At 59.1% G+C, this 21,380-nt stretch carries 13 protein-coding genes and 1 pseudogene; 5 read left to right on the top strand and 9 right to left on the bottom strand.

The window, feature by feature from the left end:
• Positions 1-120: 120 nt before the first annotated feature.
• From MTR72_RS40570 to MTR72_RS33930, 3 genes are all read left to right on the top strand, one after another.
• Positions 121-540 carry a DUF7694 domain-containing protein gene (locus MTR72_RS40570; RefSeq protein ID WP_445819659.1) on the top strand — a complete coding sequence of 140 codons (420 nt, stop codon included), beginning with the start codon at positions 121-123 and terminating at the stop codon, positions 538-540.
• A gap of 671 nt (positions 541-1,211) precedes the next feature.
• Positions 1,212-2,045, top strand: coding sequence for a YopT-type cysteine protease domain-containing protein (locus tag MTR72_RS33935; protein ID WP_341511946.1), 834 nt, complete (start codon positions 1,212-1,214; stop codon positions 2,043-2,045).
• Between the two features lie 1,995 nt (positions 2,046-4,040).
• Positions 4,041-6,794 carry a Ulp1 family isopeptidase gene (locus MTR72_RS33930; RefSeq protein WP_341511945.1) on the top strand — a complete coding sequence of 918 codons (2,754 nt, stop codon included), beginning with the start codon at positions 4,041-4,043 and terminating at the stop codon, positions 6,792-6,794.
• 174 nt (positions 6,795-6,968) lie between these two features.
• On the opposite strand, the pseudogene MTR72_RS33925 reads toward MTR72_RS33930, so the two are convergent.
• The 3 genes and pseudogenes from MTR72_RS33925 to arfA all read right to left on the bottom strand — a co-directional run.
• Positions 6,969-7,468 (bottom strand): annotated as a pseudogene (locus tag MTR72_RS33925) (IS66 family transposase); the annotation flags it as partial.
• A gap of 129 nt (positions 7,469-7,597) precedes the next feature.
• Positions 7,598-9,061: an acyl-CoA dehydrogenase family protein gene (locus MTR72_RS33920; RefSeq protein WP_341511944.1), complete on the bottom strand. Its 1,464-nt coding sequence runs from the start codon at positions 9,059-9,061 to the stop codon at positions 7,598-7,600.
• A gap of 1,411 nt (positions 9,062-10,472) precedes the next feature.
• Positions 10,473-12,014, bottom strand: coding sequence for an arabinosylfuranosidase ArfA (gene arfA / locus MTR72_RS33915; RefSeq protein WP_341511962.1), 1,542 nt, complete (start codon positions 12,012-12,014; stop codon positions 10,473-10,475).
• A 100-nt stretch (positions 12,015-12,114) separates the two neighbouring features.
• Here arfA and MTR72_RS33910 point away from each other — a divergent pair, with 100 nt between their 5' ends.
• Positions 12,115-12,267 carry a hypothetical protein gene (locus tag MTR72_RS33910; RefSeq protein WP_280969130.1) on the top strand — a complete coding sequence of 51 codons (153 nt, stop codon included), beginning with the start codon at positions 12,115-12,117 and terminating at the stop codon, positions 12,265-12,267.
• 305 nt (positions 12,268-12,572) lie between these two features.
• Here the strand turns inward: MTR72_RS33910 and groL are convergent, their stop codons facing one another.
• Positions 12,573-14,213 (bottom strand): chaperonin GroEL, encoded by a 1,641-nt coding sequence (gene groL, locus MTR72_RS33905; protein WP_341511943.1) that lies wholly within the window; start codon positions 14,211-14,213, stop codon positions 12,573-12,575.
• An 83-nt stretch (positions 14,214-14,296) separates the two neighbouring features.
• Positions 14,297-14,611, bottom strand: coding sequence for a co-chaperone GroES (locus tag MTR72_RS33900; protein WP_280969132.1), 315 nt, complete (start codon positions 14,609-14,611; stop codon positions 14,297-14,299).
• Positions 14,612-15,734: 1,123 nt separating this feature from the next.
• On the opposite strand from MTR72_RS33900, the gene MTR72_RS33895 reads away from it, so the two are divergent.
• Positions 15,735-16,382: an FkbM family methyltransferase gene (locus MTR72_RS33895; protein ID WP_280970900.1), complete on the top strand. Its 648-nt coding sequence runs from the start codon at positions 15,735-15,737 to the stop codon at positions 16,380-16,382.
• 703 nt (positions 16,383-17,085) lie between these two features.
• Here MTR72_RS33895 and MTR72_RS33885 read toward each other — a convergent pair.
• From MTR72_RS33885 to MTR72_RS33870, 4 genes are all read right to left on the bottom strand, one after another.
• On the bottom strand, positions 17,086-17,445 hold the full coding sequence (locus MTR72_RS33885; protein ID WP_341511942.1) for a hypothetical protein: 360 nt from the start codon (positions 17,443-17,445) through the stop codon (positions 17,086-17,088).
• A 363-nt stretch (positions 17,446-17,808) separates the two neighbouring features.
• Complete coding sequence (locus MTR72_RS33880) at positions 17,809-17,970, bottom strand: RbsD/FucU domain-containing protein (protein WP_341511941.1); 162 nt, start codon at positions 17,968-17,970, stop codon at positions 17,809-17,811.
• A gap of 226 nt (positions 17,971-18,196) precedes the next feature.
• The gene (locus MTR72_RS33875; RefSeq protein ID WP_341511940.1) at positions 18,197-18,451 is read right to left on the bottom strand and encodes a hypothetical protein; all 255 of its coding nucleotides are present in this window, start codon (positions 18,449-18,451) and stop codon (positions 18,197-18,199) included.
• A gap of 1,537 nt (positions 18,452-19,988) precedes the next feature.
• Complete coding sequence (locus MTR72_RS33870; protein WP_341511939.1) at positions 19,989-20,786, bottom strand: glycosyl hydrolase; 798 nt, start codon at positions 20,784-20,786, stop codon at positions 19,989-19,991.
• Positions 20,787-21,380 lie beyond the last annotated feature (594 nt).

Below are 21,380 nucleotides of genomic sequence, written 5' to 3'. Positions count from 1 at the left end.
AGTGATGATGGACATCTGCGGCTTTCTCAGATGGTGCTCTGAAGCGCGGTACAGTAGCGCTTTGCGAGACAACGTAATCTGCGTCGGTTTCAAGGCCCTCCGAAAAGCAAAGGAGCGGGCGTGCGAGCGCAGTTGATAGAGAAGCTGGAGGCCGGCCGCGTGCAACACGGCCGGTTCGCTACGGTTCCGGGATCAGGCCCTTGCGGCGTGTTCTTTGTGCAGGGGCCTTGCGGGTGTGAACTAAAGATAAGTGGATTTGTCCGTCCTGGCTGGGAGCATGTTGCGGTCTCGACGCCGCGGCGCTGTCCGAACTGGGAAGAGATGTGCTTTGTAAAAGACCTGTTCTGGGATGAAGAGGAGTGCGTCATGCAGCTGCATCCGCCATATTCGCAGTATGTGAATAACAGCCGATATTGCCTTCACCTGTGGAGACCCACTCATCGGGACATCCCGATGCCGCCGCCGAGCTTTGTAGGCATCGTTGGACTAGGACCCTCAGACGCAGCAATGTTGTTCGCGCGGATGAGCGCAGCACCATGATGAGCTGAGTTAGGAATATCCAAGCGGAAGGTGACGCCGAGCGGCTGCAGAAGCACCGATTCGGCGCCGCCGAACTGAGACGTCAAAAGCGTGTATATGTCAGGATCGATCGCCCGTAGCCGTGCGCGGGGGCTGAGCCAAATTACCTACTATCAACTAGGAGCAGCTAACAGTGCACTGATCCCGGTAAAGATCGCGGAGCCGTGCTGAACGCGGTTCGGCGGCCACAACAGCATCTCGCCGGGCCGACGATCCTCACAAGGGATCACTGGGCGAGCCGACGACGCGAATTGCGCACTCTTTGGAGCGAGAAGTGTGTGCCGACCGGCGGCATAACGCGATTGTTGTGAGATCGAGGCCAACGCGACGGTCGAATTCAGTTTGACGAAGGCGCTGTCGCCCCATCACCCTGACTGCATCCGGGATTGCACAAGGTCGGCCTGCCGTCGCTGTGCGACAGTCATGAGCTCGTCGGCCACTACCCCGCATCTGGAGCGGGGCTCGTGAGCAGTGATGGTCGAGACACAAACTAGGCGCGGGGGCGGTAGCTTCGGCAAGCTTATCTGGTTGTCAGCTCGTCGTCAGCTTGCCGCAATATCATTCGCAAGCAGAGCGTAAGCAGCCCGCGCTCGCTCTGAGGAAACGTACGCTGAAGAATCAGGCGAACCGGCATGTATAATCGAGTTAGTGGCCGATCCACACGCCCTAATCAAGCTGACGAACCGAGTCGGTCCGCGGACAGTTACGAATTTGCTCAAACATTGACGGATCTCGCTCAGCGGGAGAGCCCGCCATCTGGGGAATTGTCCGACAAAATGGGGCTCTGCTGCAGCAAGCCACAGACCTCAGATGCAATCATTTATAGTCCAAGCACCTCGGACCCCAGCACGTCCTCTCTGTCCTCCAGCTCAAATCCATCCTCTCCAGCGAGGCCTATCCGTCCTTTGTTCGAATACAGGACTGCTGAATTGTCCGAGGCCAATGTCAACGGAATCTGCGTTGGATTGGCAGCGGAGTGGCTCCTCAATCTCCCGAGCAGCCCTTCATCCCGGATGAGGGCGCTGCGCCCGGGGACTCAAAATCACAGCGCAGCGGCAATGCGGCAGCAGCGGTATGAAGACCTCAAGAGTCTGTTGCGAAGGAATAGGGCGGAAGGTTCTCACAACCTTCAGGCAAAAAGTACGATGTTACGCGAAGCCGGCCTAGAGCCGTTCGCCCAAGAGACGCGATATAGGTTTGGTACATCTTCGCGCATTGACCAGATCGTGAATGAGGTCGCCGACAATGGGTCGATCTACTTGGTCAGCTTGCGTTTCGCCGCAGGTGGCGCCCACACAATCGCAACGTCGACATCGAATGGAATGACGACCCTCTTTGATCCTAATTATGGGGAATTTACTGTTCGGTCAGATCAGATGGGTGAGTTGTTCAAAAGTCTCGCCGACCGCTACAGGAACCCGAACCGACATGATATATCGGCTATCGTCACACAAAGGATAACGTGAGTGTTTGGGAGGTTACAACATACTTGGCCGACCCCGCGAGTGGATCCTTTCGCGATCGATGCCGGACATCCGCATCGCGTCCGGCAGTGCAACCACGGCAGGGAACATGGATTGTGGCGCCCTGAACGCGCGCCCGACGTGAAGCAGAGCTCACCGCGGCGGTTCGGACGTTGGAGGGCCATGCTCGACGGAAGCTCTCTGGAAGTAATGCAGCGAGGGGAGAATACTCAGAGAGAGGCTGGACGGACTCAGGTTGGTGAGCTCGTGCCTGGCGCGTCAAAGCCTGAATGGGCTGTGCTTGCACTCAAGCAGGACCGCTGGCCCGTTAGACTTTCCTGAAAGTTGGCTAAGCTCCTGTTGGTTTCGACGCCTTTGGCCCTTGCGCTCAGGGCTAAGGGCGGGCATCACGCATCCAACACATCGGCACAGGGAATCGTAGCCGGCCGCTTCTCTAACTGACCTGGCCAGCCAAACAGCTGCTGTCAACGACAATGCGTGCCGTCGCACCAGCGCACGACCGAGTCGACGCTCGCCACGAGGCTCGGCAACAATCCGTGCCTTGTCCTCGTCACTGCGCTTTCGCTGAGGTCCGGCTCTGGTTGAACATCTCAACACCGGAACCGAAAGCGATAACACTATGCACTGTGTTCGTTCCAAGCCTAACGGTCAAACTTTTGGGGCGAGCGGACTACAAGGTCCTTCAACAATTTTCGAATTTACGGCCTGGAGCCCCTCTCCGCGGAGCTGGCTATTAGTTTGATCTCGAAGATCCGATGGCCTACATAAGATCCCAGTGTCACACCGGAAGCAGCGCGGGCGCGACTCGGCGCTGGTCAGGACGGTGAATCAGACGCTGTCGCTGCCACGCCCGCACTGGTTGAAGTTAGCAGAAACGTGACTCGGCGCCCAAAAGCCCCACGCATACACGGGGTAAGCGCTGTCCCTACCACGCGCCGCTAACTTCGACGTCACTGTAGAAGGGCTAGCTTTCTGAAAGCTGACGAGCCCGACGCGATTCACAAAACGAAAGCGGCCGGTGTGGGTCGATGCCCTCCTGACTGGAAGCCACCCATCTGTCCAGCGGACGTCCGACCTAAGAGTATGGTCAAGCATAGACATAAGCCGATCTCTTCAAAGAGGTCGTGAAACTCGCATATTCCAGGTGCCGCGAGAAGGTGTCAGCAGAAGCCCATCGATATTTGCAAGGCCCGGCTCTGCGACATGATTCACGAAAGACGATCCTTTACCTTCGCGACTTCGACGACAGCCGGGCACATCCGATCAAGCTCGAAAGTGATCGGACACCAGGCCAGCGAACGGCCTTTCACTGTTACCCAATGCCCTCGGTCGCATCCTCCGGAAGATGTCGGCGGAGTGTCGGGCGATGTCGAATACCTCGATGTCACAGGGTGACCCGTCTTTTCCCGAGCACAAATATGTGCGCTTGTGCGGGCCATAGATTTGATCGCCACCTCATCGGCGGACAGTGATGCCGGTCTCTTCAGAGCGCCGTAGCGAGCGAACGGCTTGCGGGTAATTCGACGAAATAACCTGTCGAGATTAGATCCTAAGACATGAAGCTTGGACCGCTAGTTTGATCTCTGCGGTGCTTATGAGCCGTCGAGCGGCCTTTGATCGCCAATACTTCAGCAATCACTGCAGCGTACGTCGCTGATGGCCGCTGAACCGACCGGGTGCATACGCGTCCAGCCGGGAGAGAAGATCGACCGCGGACAAGTGCGGAGCCCGCCGGTATGCCGTTTTTCAAGCAGAGCAATGACGAGTCGTCGGCTCCCATGCCGCCGGAAGGCTTCATCGGCCGAGAGCAAGGCGGGCCCTGAAACCCATGAAGCCCCGCGACGATTGAGAGCCGCCGGGCAGTTTCGTTTTGCCGATGTGGCGATGCATTGCTTCACGAGCGACAGCCTCGTCAGCTTCTGGAAAGCCCATCCATAATAGGATCAGCTCAATTGATTTCTTGGACGTGAGGCTAGCATGGACCCGCACAATTTCGATCCATTCAATGTCCCAGCTTGGACTCGGGCGCAGCAGGCTGTTCCGGACGAGCACCAGGGGGGCCATGACGCGCCAGGGGTCTTTGAGCAGCACTTGACCGAGGCGCGCCCAACCAACCCGAGTCCTGTCTCCGGTGGCGGCCACAACTACCATCCCCATCTCTCTACGGAACAGCGGGACATTATCGACAAGGCGATTGCCCAATATGTGGCTCAGAAGAGCCCGACGCGAAAGACAGTTAAGCGCTACACTCAGGCGCTTCGTCGACTTGGAAATCATCTTGGCGCTCATCGCCAAGCGATTGATCTGGGGGGGCATGAGACCCTGGTCCGTTACGTCAAGACTTACTTCCCGAAGGACGAAGACATGAAGAAGGGGTTGAGTGTCCTTCGTGCGTATCATGATCCGTGCTTTGTGGCTTCTGGCGGGCGGCCGCGCACGATGCCCTCAGCGGAAGACGCGCCGCTCTCGGAGCGGCTTAGTGCCAGTGGCATGACACCGGGCAGCGCCGCTCGTCATGATCGTAGTCTTCGCAGATTTTCTAACGCGCTTAATCGTGCGGGCTACTCAATTTCCGGGCTAGACCACGCTGCGCGCATTGAATTCGCTCAGAAGTGGTTCCCGAAGGACGAGCATCTATTGTTCGCCTTAAACAAGGTTGGCGAGGCTGAGGGCGTTTCCGGAGCGGGTGCGTCTCGGAAGCCCAGCCGTCGTGCTGCCCGGTCGCCCACATTGCATCTTTACCCCGATGACGCTCGCATCATAGATGACCTGGAAAGGGCAGAGCTGAGCATGCTTGAACCCGAGGACAGCCGGAGAAAAGTTGTTCAAAATCTGGCCCAGAACCAACGAAGATTCGGGGGATGGCTTCAAAGGGAGGGGCGAGGGAGCATAGTGAGCCGACTCACCGGCACCAGTGAACAGCAAAAGTCTTTGAACGACGATCACACGGACTTTAAAAAAGCCAGTCGAAACGCCGACATGGGCTTCGATCGTCTTCGGAGCTACCTATTGCTCGTCGAGGCGAACGCTGCGCTGGGCGTCTCCCCTGATCGGGCGGGCGGAGAGCCGCGGCGTGGCGAGTCGAACTCAACGTGGTCGCCGCACCTGCCGTCCGATTTCGAGTGGCCGACGCCGGAAGCGGTGCCAGATGGGTCGTCCGCGATCTACCGAGGTCTCGACTCTTTGGTTGATCTGCCGCACTCCTTGCAGGAGGTGAGAGACGATGCTCAGTCCGCGCCGGTGGGTGGGGCTGCCGCCGGACCGCCGCTCTTCACCGGACCATCTAACACGCCAGCTCAGTCGTCAGACATCTACCGCGGTCTCAATTCTTTCGTTGATCTCCCATACACACCGCAGCAGATGCAAGACGATGCTCAGTCAGCGCCGGTGAGTGGGGCTGCCGCCAGACCGCCGCTCTGCACCGGACCATCGAACGCGCCAGCTCAGTCGGCAGACACCTTCCGCGGTCTTCAGTCCTTCGTTGATCTGCCGTACACACCGCCGCAGATGCGAGACGATGCCCAGTCAGCGCCTTTGGGTGGGGCTGCCGCCAGACCGCGGCTCTTCACGGAGCCACCAGACGCGCAAGCTCAGTCGTCGGACATCTACCGCGGGCTCAACTCTTTGGTTGATTTGCCGTACACGCCGCAGCAGATGCGAGACGATGCTCAGTCAGCGCCCTTGGGTGGGGCTGCCGCCACACCGCCCCTCTTCACCGAACCACCACACACGCCAGCTCAGTCGTCGGACATCTACCGTGGGCTCAACTCTTTCGTTGATTTGCCGTACACACCACAGCAGATGCAAGATGATGCTGAGTCAGCGCCGGTGCTCAACTCCGGCGGTAAACCCGAATTCTTCGTCGGGCGGTCGGGCGTGCTTCAGGAACTTGAGGACATCGGATACCGAGCCGGCGAGGATTGGCAGGATGGCTCCAGACCGGTACCGGATTTCCTGCTCTGTGTCCTGGATAACATCGAGGGCCGGCCGACCCAGTTCAGCGGCCCAATGAAGGTCTCCACGAACGGTGAGACCTACTCGATCACATTGGGGTCCCGAGGAGGCCGCGACGCGCAATCCATCCATGATCCTCGCCCGCCCCCTGTCCCGGGTGCTCAGATCGGCCCCTCGGCTAACGTTGCCTCTTCCGGCCACCGCAGCGGACCCGTGCTGGGCCCCACGCAGTGGCTGGGTGACGAGCATATCCAGCGGGACTATGAGCTCCTGGCGGATGAGTTGCAGCAGAACAATCCGGATCTCGCCGCCCGGACGCGGTTCGTGGATCCCCTGATTGCCCAAATGTTGCGATCCCCCTCCAAGGAGGTCGCTGAACGAGCATTAGGGTGGGTTCGCTATGATACAGCCGACTTCTTATTCCTGCCGGTGAGCGATGCCAGCAATACGGATAGACACCGGCGCGGCAGCCACTGGTCGCTGCTGCTGGTTGATCGCCGCGATCGGGGCCAGCCGGTCGCCTATCACTATGACTCCACCCAGGGATACAATGACAGGCCCGCAGCGGAACTCGCAGGACGGCTCGACGCTAACCTGCAACGGGGCCCGATAAGACAGCAGCAGAACGGTTATGACTGCGGCGTCTTTGTCGTGGACGGCACCCGGGAACTGGTTAGGCGATTGGCAGCAAGACGGCCGGACCTGAACCTCAATAATCTTGTCATCAGTCGGGAGGCACTGCGGGACCGACTAGGCCCTGGTGTCCGCTTCAACTGAACAGGGTGCGCGATCGACTCAAATGCGCTTCTTGCCGATCGAAGATCCGCAATCGGTGTGTTCGCAGAGCATCATAGTGTCTCACGTGAGGAGGTGAGTACGCATACGACGAAGACCGCCTCATTGACGCATGTGCGCAGGCACAACGAGCTTTACGATCAGCTGTGTGAAACGTCAGGCGGCCTGCTGACCGGCGGGCTTATCCGCCTGGCGCAGGAGCTTCCATTCCCCCGCAGCAGTTCGTGCAGGCGTGTCGCGGGAAGGTCGGCGATCCGGGCCAGGACCTCGGCGAGCCGGGCCTTGGGCTCGACGTCGTTGAGGCGACAGGTCCTGATCATCGTCAGCATGATGGCGGCACGGTCGGCCCCCCGCTGGCTGCCGGCGAAGGTCCAGTTGCGCTTCCAAAGGCGATGCCTCTCAATACGCGCTCAGCGCAATTTTGGTCAAGCAGATCCTGCCACGGCGAAGTCGTCCAGCGCCTGAGCATGTAATTCATAGGTTTCAGCACCTCGGAGGAGGGCGAGAGGGGGCGCGCCCCGCAACAACAAGGCGTGCATGTGCTCAAGAAGCGGCTTGCTGTTTTCGTGGCGCACGGCGGGTCGCTCGTCGGCGTCCCGGCCGTTGATGGTGCGCTCGATATCGAACAACGCATCGAGGTGTCTCACCGGAGCGAGATTAGGTTAGGCCCTCATAGCAGCCTGCCGGAATTAGACGTGGCAGTGCATCAGGGATGCTTCGCCTTTCCGCAGTTGCATCGTCGCGCGCGGGACCACCAGGTGGAAAGACGTCCGGCATCCGCCAGGTCAGACATACTGCACCAGTCTCAGGTAATCATCTGTGAGGACAGGTGAGCGAATAGAACAAGCCGCGTCTTCAAGGAAGGTGGTCAGAGTCCGACTAGCCCGATTGCGGACTTCGACAGATTGCCGGGCCGGCGCGCGAGTACGGAGAGTTGCAAGTTCGGAACTGACCAAGTCAGCCGCTGCTGCGGCGCAATCTGAGGCAGAGAAGCAACCAGCAAACATGACAGCTTTTGCCAGTCCCAATGTGGTGAGCCAACCCGCATAGATCAGCACGGCACCGTCTGTCTCATTGAGCCCAGAGAGCTCCTCAATTGCAGCAGCATGGACTGATGCCGCTCCAACTGACCGAAAGAGATCGGCTATTTCGTCACGCGTGGCTTTAGAGAGGAGGCAGCGGCCGAGATGTGATAGGAGCGCCTCAGTCGGACCTTCGAAGATGCGAAGGATGCGAGCGTCTCGATAGATTTTGGCTAAAGGCGCTCCCTCATCGTAACCACGGCCACCTAACAGCTGGACGCATTGATCAGCGACAAGGCCGCACCACTCCGAGGACAAAACCTTCGTTGCCGACGCAAGGTGGACGTTTGGCGTGCCCTGCGCTGAAACAAGTCGGCAGGATGCGGCCAGCATCGCCTTCACGACTTCCCGCCGCAGCACCATCTGCCCAAATAACTGCTCGATGTAGCTGTTCTCGATCATACGCAGTTTACCGAGCCGACGATGGCTTGCATAAGAGGCTGCGACCTGGATAGCGCGCTCAAGGGCTCCAAGACCCATAGCAGCCACACCGACACGGCCGCGGTTCATACTAGATGCCGCCGCCCCCCAGCCGTCTTGATCGCGAGAGAGCACGTAAGAACGCGGCACCTCGACATCGTGGAACTCCAGGGTATTCTGAATGATGCCACGTAGACCGAGTGTGCGATGCTCGTGCGTGACCTTGAGGCCTGGAGCTTGCCTGTCAACGAGTACACCAACGAGCCGACCTTTCGCATCGGGTCCAGACGCGCGCGCAAAGCAAACGATCCAGCGAGCCCAGTCAGCGAGGCCGATCCAGATCTTGCGGCCAGAGATACGAACTTTATCTTCGCGCATGAGAGCCGAAGCCTCTATATGCCTCGGGGCCGAGCCAGCTCCGGGCTCCGTCAAAGCGAAAGCGCAGAGATCGCCGCGTGTTGCACCCCAAATGATATGCTTTTGTTCGGGGATGTGCGGTGCCGCTTGGATGCAGGGCAAGGCCAGGAAGTTATGGATGACGAGGGTAGAGGCAGCGGAGACATCGAAGGATGCAGTGGCGGAGATGAGGTTGATGGCCTCCTGCAAGGGAAGAGCTAATCCGCCGTGCTCTCCTGGTGTGGTGAGCCCGAACAGTCCATGCCTTGCCAATATGCTGTGTAGGGTTGGAGGGAATGCTCGGCGGTCATCCGCGTCAGCGAAATTCAGCTGACTGAGGTCAGCGATCAAACTGGAGTATCGTGCAGCTGCACGGCCTTCGGCTGTGCGTTCCTGCGCCTCCCTGAATTGGGCGTAAACCTGAGTATACATAGCCATAAGGCCCACAATGAACCCGGTCGCGCTTCGTGCCAATTCATCCCCGTGGCTATCTCGGTTACACATTGGTATAGTGTGGATGCAAGCGCAGTATAAGCACGTTCTCCGGGACTTGGATTTATTGCGGCCGCCGCGCGGGCTCTCATCAAGATGCGTCTTTCGATATGACCTATCGGAGGCGCACGGTCGTTTCAATGACCTCCCATTCTCCTCAAGACTCACTCAGCGTTGTCGATTGGTGTTTCGTCCCAAAGAGAGCCGACCGGGGAGAGATCCGTCATGCACCAATCGGCAGCATAGCGAGGCGAACTTGAACTATGGCATTTCAATCATGTCGTCCGTGGCTGTTCGGCATAGTGCGGACATACACGCAGCACCAACGAACCGAATGATCTTGTGCTCGCGTCTGCAAGCGGATCGCTCGCATCGTGTTCACGGCCGCCTAACTTGATCTCTCGCGACGGGCACGCGGGAGATCGAACGGTGATGTCGGACAATGGTCAAGGAAGGAACGCTTTCGAATGTGAACCGAAAGCCGCGGTTCGATCGCTGGGCTGGCTCCCTGGTGCACGCCCCCGATCGTCATTTGTGCGGTTCAGCTGGTCCTTGCTCGCGCGTTCGTCGAACGCAAAACCGAAGCCGGTGCGTAATCGGTCCGGCAGTCGTCCGGTACTCAGGATTTGATACCAGCGTGGCCGCCGCAACATCGTCGTGAACCGGCGAAGATCTCTTCGTGTACCTCGCAGCGCGACGGTGCTGACGGACAATGTTTCCGATTGCACCATCGCCGCGCTTTAGGCCGCGAACGAGCCCCAATGCGCCGGCGAGTCGCTCGACGGTCAGCCCGAACAATGCCCAGAACAGCCCGCTTTTAGCCCATAGCGCTCGCGCTCTTCGACGGAGAATGGAGGCAGGAACAGGTCATCGACGGCCAGAGCGGTGTCGACGAGAGTGGCGTGGATAGGACCTCGCTGACGCGGTAGGGCGAGCCACTCTCGAACGGATCGATTGCTTGGCGGGCGACCGACGATGATGGTATGATGTCGTGCAGGCGCAGAATGCGGCGGCCTGAAATTTTGTCGTACCCCGTGCAGGTAATCTGGGCCGGGCGCGGCGGTGGACGCGCTGATCGCGGCAGGGGGCTATCACCCATCACTGCCGTTGGCCACGATCATCGGTCCTGGTACGATCGGCAGCGCGCACAGCTTAGCGATGTGCTCACGCTCTCGGCCTAATAGCGTTCGCGGAAATCATGCTCAAGCAAGAACCTAAACCGCGATCACGATTGATTCTTTGGCGCTGTCTTCGCGAGCCCTTCATCTTCTCAATGTGGCGCCAGGTAGATCACATTCCATGACGCCGGCTTGAGCGTCGCCCGCAACCTCCCGCGGTCAAAGGCCACGCTTTGCAAGGGCGCCGGCTTGACCTTGTCCGGCGTATCCTCGGTATTTGCCGCCATCGGATCATCGTGCCGGAGCTCGAGCCGCTCGTGAACTGTCAGGGGACCAAAGCTTCTGGCCTCGACGCTCACCTCCATCTCCTGCCTCAGATCACGATTGAGCAGAAAGAGCGACAAGCCGCCGCCTTGTTCGGCGACTGCCGCTATCTTGAGATACGGCACGTCAGGCACTGGAAAGGTCTCGGCCGGTCTACCGTCAGGATTGTTGTACGACGCATAGTAGGCCTCCGACTCGACTTGCGCGCGCAAAATCCTGCCGCGGCCAAAGCGGCTCATATACGCAAAAGGAAAGAAGATGGTTTGGCGCCACGCACCTCCGCCTGTCTTGGTCATGATCGGCGCTATGACGTTCACGAGTTGCGCCAGACAGGCAACTCTCACCCGATCGGCGTGATTCAGCAGGGAAATGCAGGCGCCGCCGAAGGCGAGCGCGTCTTCCATCGTATAGATTTCCTCGAGAATGGGTGGTGCCACTGGCCAGCGGTCTACCACCGGGGCAACCTCGTTGCGCGTTCGATACCAGACGTTCCATTCGTCGAAGCTCAGCATAAGACGCTTTTTGGAGCGCCGCTTGGCCGCAACCGCATCAGCTAGGACGATGACCTCATCGATGAAGCTGTCCATCAGGTCGGTGCTCGCGAGAAACGATGCGGTGTCCTGACTGTAGTTCTCCAGATAAGTATGGATTGAAATGTAGTCGACGTAATCGAAGGTGTGTTCGAGGACCGTTTCTTCCCATTGGCCAAAACTAGGCATCTTGCGCGACGATGAACCGCATACCGCAAGCTCGATGGTAGGGTCCACCCGCCGCATCATCTTGGCCGCCTCTCTTGCAACTACCCCGTAAGCGGCGGCGCTCTTTTGCTCTATCTGCCACGGCCCATCCATCTCATTGCCGAGGCACCACAGCTTGATCCCATGAGGCCTCCGCCAGCCGTGCTTGCGGCGGAGCTCCGACCACGCAGTTCCTCCGGGATGGTTGCAGTATTCGACCAGATTGCGAGCGGCGTCGCCGCCGCGGGTCCCCAGATTGACGGCCATCATGGGCGCGACATCGGCGGCCCTGCACCAGTCCATGAATTCATTGGTACCGAAGCTGTTCGGCTCGGTGCTGAACCAGGCCAAGTCGAGGCGCGCCGGCCTTGTCTCCAGTGGCCCAACGCCGTCCTCCCAATTGTAACCGGAGACGAAATTGCCGCCAGGATATCGAACGAGGGTCGGGCCGAGCTCCTTCACCAGCGCCAGCACGTCCTTCCGAAAACCTCTTTCGTCTGCGCTCGGATGGCCGGGCTCGTAAATGCCACCATAGATGCATCGGCCCAGATGTTCGATGAAAGCACCAAACAGACGAGGGTCCGTGTGACCAATGATGAAGTCGCGGTCGATCAGAACTTTGGCTTTCCTCATGTTCTTCTCGGGTGGCTTGCGGTTGATGACAGTTACGAGGTGGCTGCTGCTCTGCGAAAGGGAACGAATCAAGATTCGTGCCGACACTGGAGAGAACTCCATGAAGCCGATCCGCATCTACTGTGGGATTTGCGGAGTGCGAGCATTCCGCGGCAGCGACGTCGTGGAGATACCGGAAAGGGCCTGCAAAGAAGTGGTTTCGACGATCCGCATCGATCAGGGCAGCGAGTTGGTCTCGCGCAATCTTGACTGAGGGCTACAGCGCGGCGTCACGCTGGGGTTGGCAGCCCAAACACTCGGCAGAGGCAGCTTCGTGAGACTCAAATAGCGACAGGCCCACTTCCATCGCAGTGCTGGACCGGTTTTACCTTGGCCGAGGCCGTGTCGCCGAACGAAAAGTCACAAGCAAATTAGGTCTCATCTCTACCGCCGTTCATAGAGGCCGATGGGTTGGGCCTCTGGCGCGGCTTCCAAGGGCTACGTTGCCAGCTCCCCGACGCAAAAAACCCTGGCATTCCTGCCAGGGTTTCGCATGTCATCGACACTGTGGGAGGTGGATCAGAAGTCCATACCGCCCATGCCGGCGCCCGGAGGCATTGCTGGACCAGCCGCCGCCTTCTTCGGCAGCTCGGCAACCATCGCTTCCGTCGTGATCAGCAGCGCCGCCACCGAGGAGGCGTTCTGGACCGCGATGCGCACGACCTTGGTCGGGTCAATGATGCCTTTGGAGACAAGGTTGCTGTACTCGCCTGTCTGCGCATCGAAGCCATAAGAGTACTGGTCGTTGTCGAGGACTTTGCCCACCACGATCGAACCGTCTTCACCGGCGTTGATCGCGATCTGGCGGGCCGGCCAGGACAGCGCCTTGCGCACGATCTCGACGCCGGTCTTCTGGTCGTCGTTCTTGGTGCGCAGGCCCTTGAGCTGCTCGGAGGCACGGAGCAGGGCGACGCCGCCGCCCGGCAGGATGCCTTCCTCGACTGCCGCGCGGGTCGCGTGCATCGCATCATCAACGCGATCCTTGCGCTCCTTCACCTCGACCTCGGTCGCGCCGCCGACGCGGATCACCGCGACGCCGCCCGCGAGCTTGGCAAGACGCTCCTGCAGCTTCTCACGGTCGTAGTCCGAGGTGGTCTCCTCAATCTGCGCCTTGATCTGGGCCACGCGAGCGTCGATGTCGGCCTTCTTGCCGGCGCCGTTGACGATCGTGGTGTTCTCCTTGTCGATCATCACCTTCTTGGCGCGACCGAGCATGTTGAGGGTGATGTTCTCGAGCTTGATGCCGAGGTCTTCCGAGATCGCCTGGCCGCCGGTCAGGATCGCGATATCCTGCAGCATGGCCTTGCGGCGATCGCCGAAGCCCGGAGCCTTGACGGCCGCGACCTTCAGGCCGCCGCGCAGGCGGTTCACGACGAGGGTGGCGAGCGCCTCGCCCTCGACGTCCTCGGCGACGATGACCAGCGGCTTGCCACTCTGCACCACGGCCTCGAGCAGCGGCAGCAGCTCGTTCAGCGAGGAGAGCTTCTTCTCGTTGATGAGGATGTAGGCGTCGTCCATCTCAACGCGCATCTTGTCGGCGTTGGTGACGAAGTAGGGCGAGATGTAGCCGCGGTCGAACTGCATGCCCTCGACGACGTCGAGCTCGGTCTCGAGCGACTTGGCCTCTTCGACCGTGATCACGCCTTCGTTGCCGACCTTCTTCATGGCATCGGCGAGGAACTTGCCGATCTCGACATCGCCGTTGGCCGAAATGGTGCCAACCTGGGCGATCTCCTCATTCGAGGTGACCTTCTTCGAGTTCTTCTGGAGATCCGCGACGACGGCTTCGACCGCGAGGTCGATACCGCGCTTCAGGTCCATCGGGTTCATACCGGCGGCGACCGACTTGGCGCCTTCGCGGACAATCGCGGCGGCCAGGACGGTCGCGGTGGTGGTGCCGTCGCCGGCAGCATCCGCCGCCTTCGAAGCTACTTCGCGCACCATCTGGGCGCCCATGTTCTCGAACTTGTCGTCGAGTTCGATGTCCTTAGCGACGGCAACGCCGTCCTTGGTGATGCGAGGCGCGCCGAACGACTTGTCGAGCACGACGTTGCGGCCCTTCGGACCGAGCGTGACCTGCACGGCATTGGCGAGGATGTCGACGCCGCGCAGCATGCGATCCCGCGCGTCTACTCCGAATTTGACTTCTTTGGCTGACATAAAGAATTCCCTCAGTTCTTATTTTCTCATCCATCAGCGCGCCCAAGCGGGCGCTCGTCAGGGGGAGCTGTGCGAGCGCTGGGTTAGGCGGCTTTCTTCTTGGAAAACGCATCGGTGAGAACGCCCATGATGTCGCTCTCCTTCATGATCAACAGCTCCTCGCTGTCGATCTTGACTTCGGTGCCCGACCATTTGCCGAACAGCACGCGGTCGCCGACCTCGAGGTCGATCGGAATCAGCTTGCCGGTCTCATCGCGGCCGCCCGGGCCAATTGCAATGACTTCGCCCTGCGAGGGCTTTTCCTTGGCTGTGTCGGGAATGATAATGCCACCAGCGGTCTTCTCTTCTGCGTCGATACGCTTGACCACAACGCGGTCGTGAAGCGGACGGAAATTCATACAGCTCTCCTGAGCGTTTGAACAAGTTGGAGATAGTCACATTGTGACAAGCCCAATTATAGCAAGAGTCAGGCCAAAAACGAGCTGAACGATCGATGCCTGCAGTTCTGCTGAATCGTTGCCTGGCCTCGCGTGTCTTTGTCCGGAAGCAAACGCCCTCAGGTACACAGCCCGCCAAGCTGTTGCGAAAATGACATTGCGTTTCGTCGAAACACCCGGATTGAGCCCAGGGTTCCTCAACATTGCACGCGCGGCCGTTACACCGATCGAAGCGCCGCGTGTCTCAACGACGACGGCCGGGTGCTGCATGCACATGATTGCGTCGTCTGACGGCAGCATCTAGCAACTGACGCCGGCGGACCGTGCGGTGCACAAGACTCATCGATGAGCAGCGCTCGATCAGTCTGACGTAGTCGTAATAATATGCCAACTATCTCGAAAACTCAGGCGATGTTTCCTGTTGGAGGCGGCGTGCTCCAAGAGAGCCCATCATCGAATTGTCGATATCCAGCCGTGGCACGGTTGCTCAAACCTGTTGGATTTACCCCGATCGAGTGATCGAAGATGATCGCCGGAGGCTTGCCTGCGCGCGGCAACGCGTGCGTCGGAGCTTTGACCTCGTACGCTCTTTTCCGAAGAACAAATGATTCCGAAGAAGGGATCACCCGGAGCTGCTCGCAAATTGCGTCAGCGAATCTGAGATGGCGACCGTCAGTCGGCAGAGCACATTTCGCCCAACTGTGATCGAGGCCATTGGCTATTGCTGCGCACGAGAGATCACTCTGCCCGGCACGCTCCACGGAGAATAGCCGATAGGTGACATTCGAGCGAAGCCGATCTTTCGGCCGCCCCGAAAAAGAACCTCCGACGACGATCTAGCTCACAGAGGGCGCGTCTGCCGACGCTGGGTTGGAATTTGCATTGCAGGGCAGTGCTGCACCTGTCGGTCCGAGAGGTTTCCCTTCTTGATGTCGATGGCATCCAAATAGCCGTCATGGATCAAGGGGACTGAGGGGCATATGAATTATATACGTTGATATACGTTGTGCCGGCGCGTCTGGCGTGTGATTGCGGCTTCGAAGTTCGAAATTTACGCGATCTCCGTCCAATGGAAAAAGCACCTGTGTCCTCTGTAGAAGTACACCAGCACATCGTCTCACTTCTTCAGAAGCCGAATCCCGTCATCCTGGATATCGGCTGCAATGACGGGACCGATACGCAACAGTTTCTCAATCTGTGCCCGCAAGCTCAGCTCTACTGCTTTGAGCCGGACCCCAGAGCGATCGCGCGCTTCAAGAAGAAGCTGGGCTCATCCCTGAATAAGGTGAAGCTGCTTGAAATCGCCATCAGTGATCGAAACGGGATGATCGACTTCCATCCAAGCAATGCAGATGGTGATGCGAAGGAATGGGACCTCTCCGGCTCAATACGCCGCCCGAAGAATCATCTTACCGAGTATGATTGGGTTCGGTTCGATCGCCCTGTCTCGGTTGAAACGCGGCGGCTGGACGACTGGTGCAGCGAAGCGGAGCTGAACACGGTCGATTTCATCTGGATGGATGTCCAGGGAGCCGAAGCCGATGTTATCGCCGGCGGCATGCAGACCTTGAGCAACACGCGCTTCGTCTACACGGAATATAGCGACCGCGAGCTCTACGAAGGGCAGTTGTCCCTGCAAGCTATTCTTGACCTGTTGCCATCATTCGAAGTGGCGGCCCACTATCCCCGCGCGGTGGAGGGTGATGTATTGCTCAAAAATACGCGCTTCTAGTGGCGACTCATATCGAGCGCCTCATTCATCGCTGGAAAACCTGACCAGCGCGCTTATGCCGCCCAAAGCTGCACAACGGTGATCATTCGAGCGGATATCGGTGGCCGGACGGGCGCTCCGGTTTCCGGTTGCCATTACAGACCCCGCACGACGTCCGCGTCGGGCGGATGGTAGGTTTCTAACACTGCCAGCCGGCGCTCGAAGCATTCAATCGTCTGAACGGCTGCTGTGTGGCCTGGTCCTCTAGGAAGCTGGTGCACTGCTTCGAACAAGTGCCAAAGCAATTGCATCAGTTCTCGTAATTCCTTGAGATGGGCGGATTTCAGCACGCGCTTGGCGTCGCTATTGTTGTGTCAATGGGAAAGCGAGCTGAAGTGTGTGTTCATTCCAGAACAAGATCGCCGTGAGGCGTCCAGCATAACTGCAGCAGCCGATTGTCCGGCAAGTCGTCCTGGACGCGGCGCAGGAGAAGGCGGCGGCGATCATCAGCGGCCGATCTCGCGCCGGATCGGATCAAGATCGTCATCGCAATCGGGGTTACTTGCCTGCTCATTTGCCGCAGGTGGAGCTGATCATCGACTCTGCGAGCACGGTCTGCCCGTGCGGCTGCGGCGCGATGACGAACATCGGCGAGGACGTCAGTAAACGCCTCGACGTAATCCCGGCGCAATGGCGCGAAGTTTCTCCTAGCCGCGCCGCTCGATCACCCGCAATTCCAGATCGGCCCGATCGGCGTCCGGGTCCAGCATGGCCCGAAACTGCCGCCATTGTAGCGTCCGCCGCGGAAGGCGGGCCGGCCGAAATAGTGCCACTCGCCATCCCAACCGTAGTACTGAGGAACCGCGTCAATATACCAGTGACGCCGGTCGGCGCGCGAGAGCCGGCGCATCGCGTCCTTCTGCTTGTAGAGCGGAATGCTGTTGCTCAGCGGCTGGCGATATCCGGGCAGGAAGCCGTAACTTTGCCAGACCGGCTTGGGCCGCTTTTGAATTGGCGCAGCGTTCGCGACAACCGGCAACAGCGACAGGATGATAGTAGCAGTTAGACACACAAGGCGAGACATAGATCGACAATAGTCGGTCGGTTGCGCGGAGGCCATTCAAATTTGGGTGCAGAGTTCTGCGCAATCTTGCGTAGAATCTTTCTCTTAGCTGATCACGCCCTTCCTGATCAGAAAGGACGCATATCCCCTGCTGTCACCCACCTGCACGACGCCGAAGCCCGAAGCCGTAGCGCGAGATAATCTGGACGCGAGAGCTTGCCGGGACTGATGGGGCGGCCGACCGAGCGCTCGATCTCGGCCAGCGCCGTGCGCTGCGTCCGGGCACACGGTCGGGATCGTCGACCGGCATCATCACGCGCACGGATCGACGAGATCGTCGAGCGGATAGAGCGTTAGGATGGCGCGGACAGTCCTATCCATAACTCAATGCCCGGCAGCTGGATCAGGCGCTCCGAGCAGAGTCGAGGCGGCGATGCGGGTGGCCGGGTGGTGGGCGTCGACGGCCACGACGTCGCCGCCATGGCCCATGGAGGCGAGCAGCCAGAGCAGCTCGGGCGCTAGGATCGGATCGATCGATTTCAGCATGTGACGAACTATCCTCCCAGTCGATCTTACGTTTTGTCTCTGTCTCCCTAACCCTTCGCAATCATCAGATACCGCGGGCCAGAACACTCCAAACTGTCGTTCATCGTTGGCAAAAAAAGCCCGGCCTCATTTCGATAGCCGGGCCGAAGTCAGTCGTCGACAGAGGGAGCGCTGCCGACGGTTATTTGCGGCAAAACGTTCACCGCAAATTCCAATTACGAAAGGATCAATGATCGGAGAAATCTGGCGTCGTTTCCTTTTTATCAGACGATATTGATGGAATGCGGCTCAACACCGGCTTGCACAAACCTTGAAGGGGGTATTGTCCGTTGTCCCGAGGATCGTCGAAGTCATGGTGATCAAATGAGCGGCGCCGAACAGAGACGATCCGCAGCTGTTCGAACGGCGTCAACGTGCCGGCCGCAAGAGCGCAGCAACCCAGCATCCCCTGGGTTGTGACGAAGTACGTTGTTGTTCGCATGCGAGTACTCGGAGCCGGTTCGCGCGATCCCGCAGGCGAGGGCCCTCTGCTGTACACACGTCGATCGCATTGGTATCATCCTCTCACCGATCGCAGCAAGCAGCGGGCCGGTCCGATTTGACGGGCATCCTCGTCAGCTACTTCGCAATGGTACAACGTGACGCTACGTGCGATTCAAGGCCTTTTAGCTCATCCGCATAAAATTCAAGCCGCCGACCTCTCACAGGCAGCTCAGGGATCCGCAGCGGTCGACGTGCGTCTCGCATTTTATTTTTGAATGGGCTTGTGCACGCGAGCGCTCAAGGCACCTTGCACGTCATATTTCGAAGGGCCGCTGATGCACGTCGCGCGTCAAGCCGCGGAGGTGTCGAAGGAGGGAGGGAGGCGGACGTGACCTTACCGATCCGCGGCTCGCTGTTCGATCAGCGCGACGATAGTGCGCGCTGGCGCGCTCGCCCGTTGAAGCGCCGAGCAGCTCGCGGGCGCGCCGGAAGCGAGATTGCCTTGTCTGATGGGGCCCCCGCTGATGGACTAGATCAGGCAGCGCCTGTGAAGAAAGATGACCATGTAGATCCGGCATTGATCCGGTCTAGGCACCTTTTTGAAGCGCTTCAAGATGCGGAAACTGTCCGGGAGGCGCGGGCCGGTTTTTGCTTCGCGCCGATGGCAGCCGAGCGGTCGTGTGAGGAAATGGGCCAAGTGCACGTGCTTGTTGTCGCTCAGCTTCTCGAAGCTAGCTTAGCTAGGAACCCTGACGTGCCGGTAGGGCAACGGCGGATCAGACGAGCCTGCAGGCGAGCTTTGAACAGTAATTGAGCCAGTTGCAGACAACTTTGCTTGATGAGGGCGCTGGAGAAATCCGGAGCGCCGACCTGCGACAAGAGCCGTTTAGCGGTCCGACGGCGGCGACGCCAGGCCCCGGCCCGAACAGCGGGGGACAGCAACCGCGACCTGTGCTGAATAGGGTGCCTCCGTCGGCGCTAAGCGCGGCCGCTCCGAACCCTTTACCGAGGACAAGGAGCTCGTTTCCGCAATCAAGAAGCAGCGCGCGAAATGGAGATGAGCGAGAGGAACGTCAACAGGTTGGGGCATGATCTGCACCATCCAAGCCGTTGGCTGCGCCAGGAAAATCGCGGTCCCATAGCCGGCCGGTTGAACCGCGATGCTCCTGGCCATGCTTCTTTTGTTGCCGATGTGCAGGACTACTTGAGGAATGATGGCCGCCTTGCTGTCGTTGCGCAGCGTTCGCGCCGGGGAGTCTCCCCTCGCCAGACGAACTGATGCTTCCCGCCGAACACGCGGACCTCTTGCAAGGTTCCGGGTAGACGCCGAGCAGCACAAGATGGTCCCGGGGGCGGTCAATAACGCACCAAATGCTCATGGCGCGTCTGCGGAACGTCGGAGCGGACATCTTGAACTCTGACACCTTGCCGAGCGACTACACCTTCACCGGCTCATAAGTCGCAAACGGCAAGCCGAGATCGTCAGTTGGCGCCGCTCAATGGCAAAGCGCAGATCACATCTTCGCCCGCGATCTTCACTTTAAGGTCACGGTCCAGTCGTTGAAATTGAAGTTCATTCCCCCTGGGGACGAGGTGATCTCGACGCCGTATTGGACGCTACCGACGTTTATGTCGTCGAAGTAGCCCTTTGACTTGATCCACTGCAGGATACTCTTGATGTCCACTGTCCCGCTGTTCGTCTTCGAAGTGCGAAGGAGCGAGATGACCTTGTGACCATTGAAGCCTTCAAACACGTTCCAAGTAGCCCCGCCTGAATCGATATTGCGGTAGACCGGGATCGCCGCCCCGGAAGAGGCATAATGATATGAAATGGGCTTTACGTTGCCGCTACCGTCCGAGTTTCCGGTGTAGTTTGTCCAGAGCATTATCTCATGCTGGTTTGAGCTGTCCCAGATATCGTAGGCGACGTCCCAGGCGCCGCTAGTGGGAACATCCTGATTGAAGCTCGAGCGAAGAGTGTTGATTGAACTCAGAGGCTTTCCGATATTGAAGGCCTCGTGCGGATAACTCTTGATGCCGGCAGTATTAGGCTGGTTCGACCACACGCCCCACTGGTTGACGGCATGCACCGAAATCGTCTGAGGCACAGCGCCCGCACCCCATACGTCGTTGTTCCAAGAGTAGCCATCGCGCGAGAAGGTTCCGTATGGATCGCTCGAACGCCAAATCGGAGCCTTTGCCGATGCAGGCGCAGCAGACGATGGCCTGGTTTCACTCACAGCCTCCCTAAATAGATTATGGTCCTCCTGTGTGCGGTCGTACCCCGTTGGGGACCCTGGCGAGCCGGCACCGTTCATCCGATTGAAATCCATAATGCTCTCCTTGCTCTTATTCGAACAAAGTCTCTTGCCGATCGTCGAGGGGGGTACACCAGGTTCGTCACCAGTCCAGTCATAGGCGGCATTGGCATCTAGAGACCAGGTTCGAATGCTAGGAAGGTTGGCTTTCGAGAAGCTGACTAGTGCCTATCTACGGTGATTCTTTGAAAGGTTGGGTAGGCGCGGCCCAAGCGCGAAGTAAGCAACAACACGTGCGAGGTTCGGGCACGATCGCGTCGGATAGTTACTGTGTTCCAATTGACTTCCCGTCTTGCTGCCATGGTGGTTGAAAAGCGCCTGTCTGTCCCTGTGCCGGCCTGCCGGGCGGACGTCGCTCGCTCCTTTCAGCGACGGTGGCTTCGAAGGTTCGTGAGTTCAGCCGCGAGCCGTTGCGCTGAACTGCAAGTGGATGGTGCTCGACACGACAATGATCAAGGCAGGGGCCTAGAGACCTATGAGCGCGGTCGTTATGTTTGCGACGGGGAAGGGATGCTCCACGGATATGAAGTGGTGTTTTGAGAAGCGCCTGACCGCAAGGGTCTCTCTCTCTCTCTCTCTCTCTCTCTCTCTCTCTCTCTCTCTCTCTCT

The sequence above is a fragment of the Bradyrhizobium sp. ISRA442 genome (assembly GCF_038085055.1).
Classification (GTDB): domain Bacteria; phylum Pseudomonadota; class Alphaproteobacteria; order Rhizobiales; family Xanthobacteraceae; genus Bradyrhizobium.
Note: the sequence above shows the minus strand (reverse complement) of the source record. Positions and strands in the feature narration are given on the sequence as shown.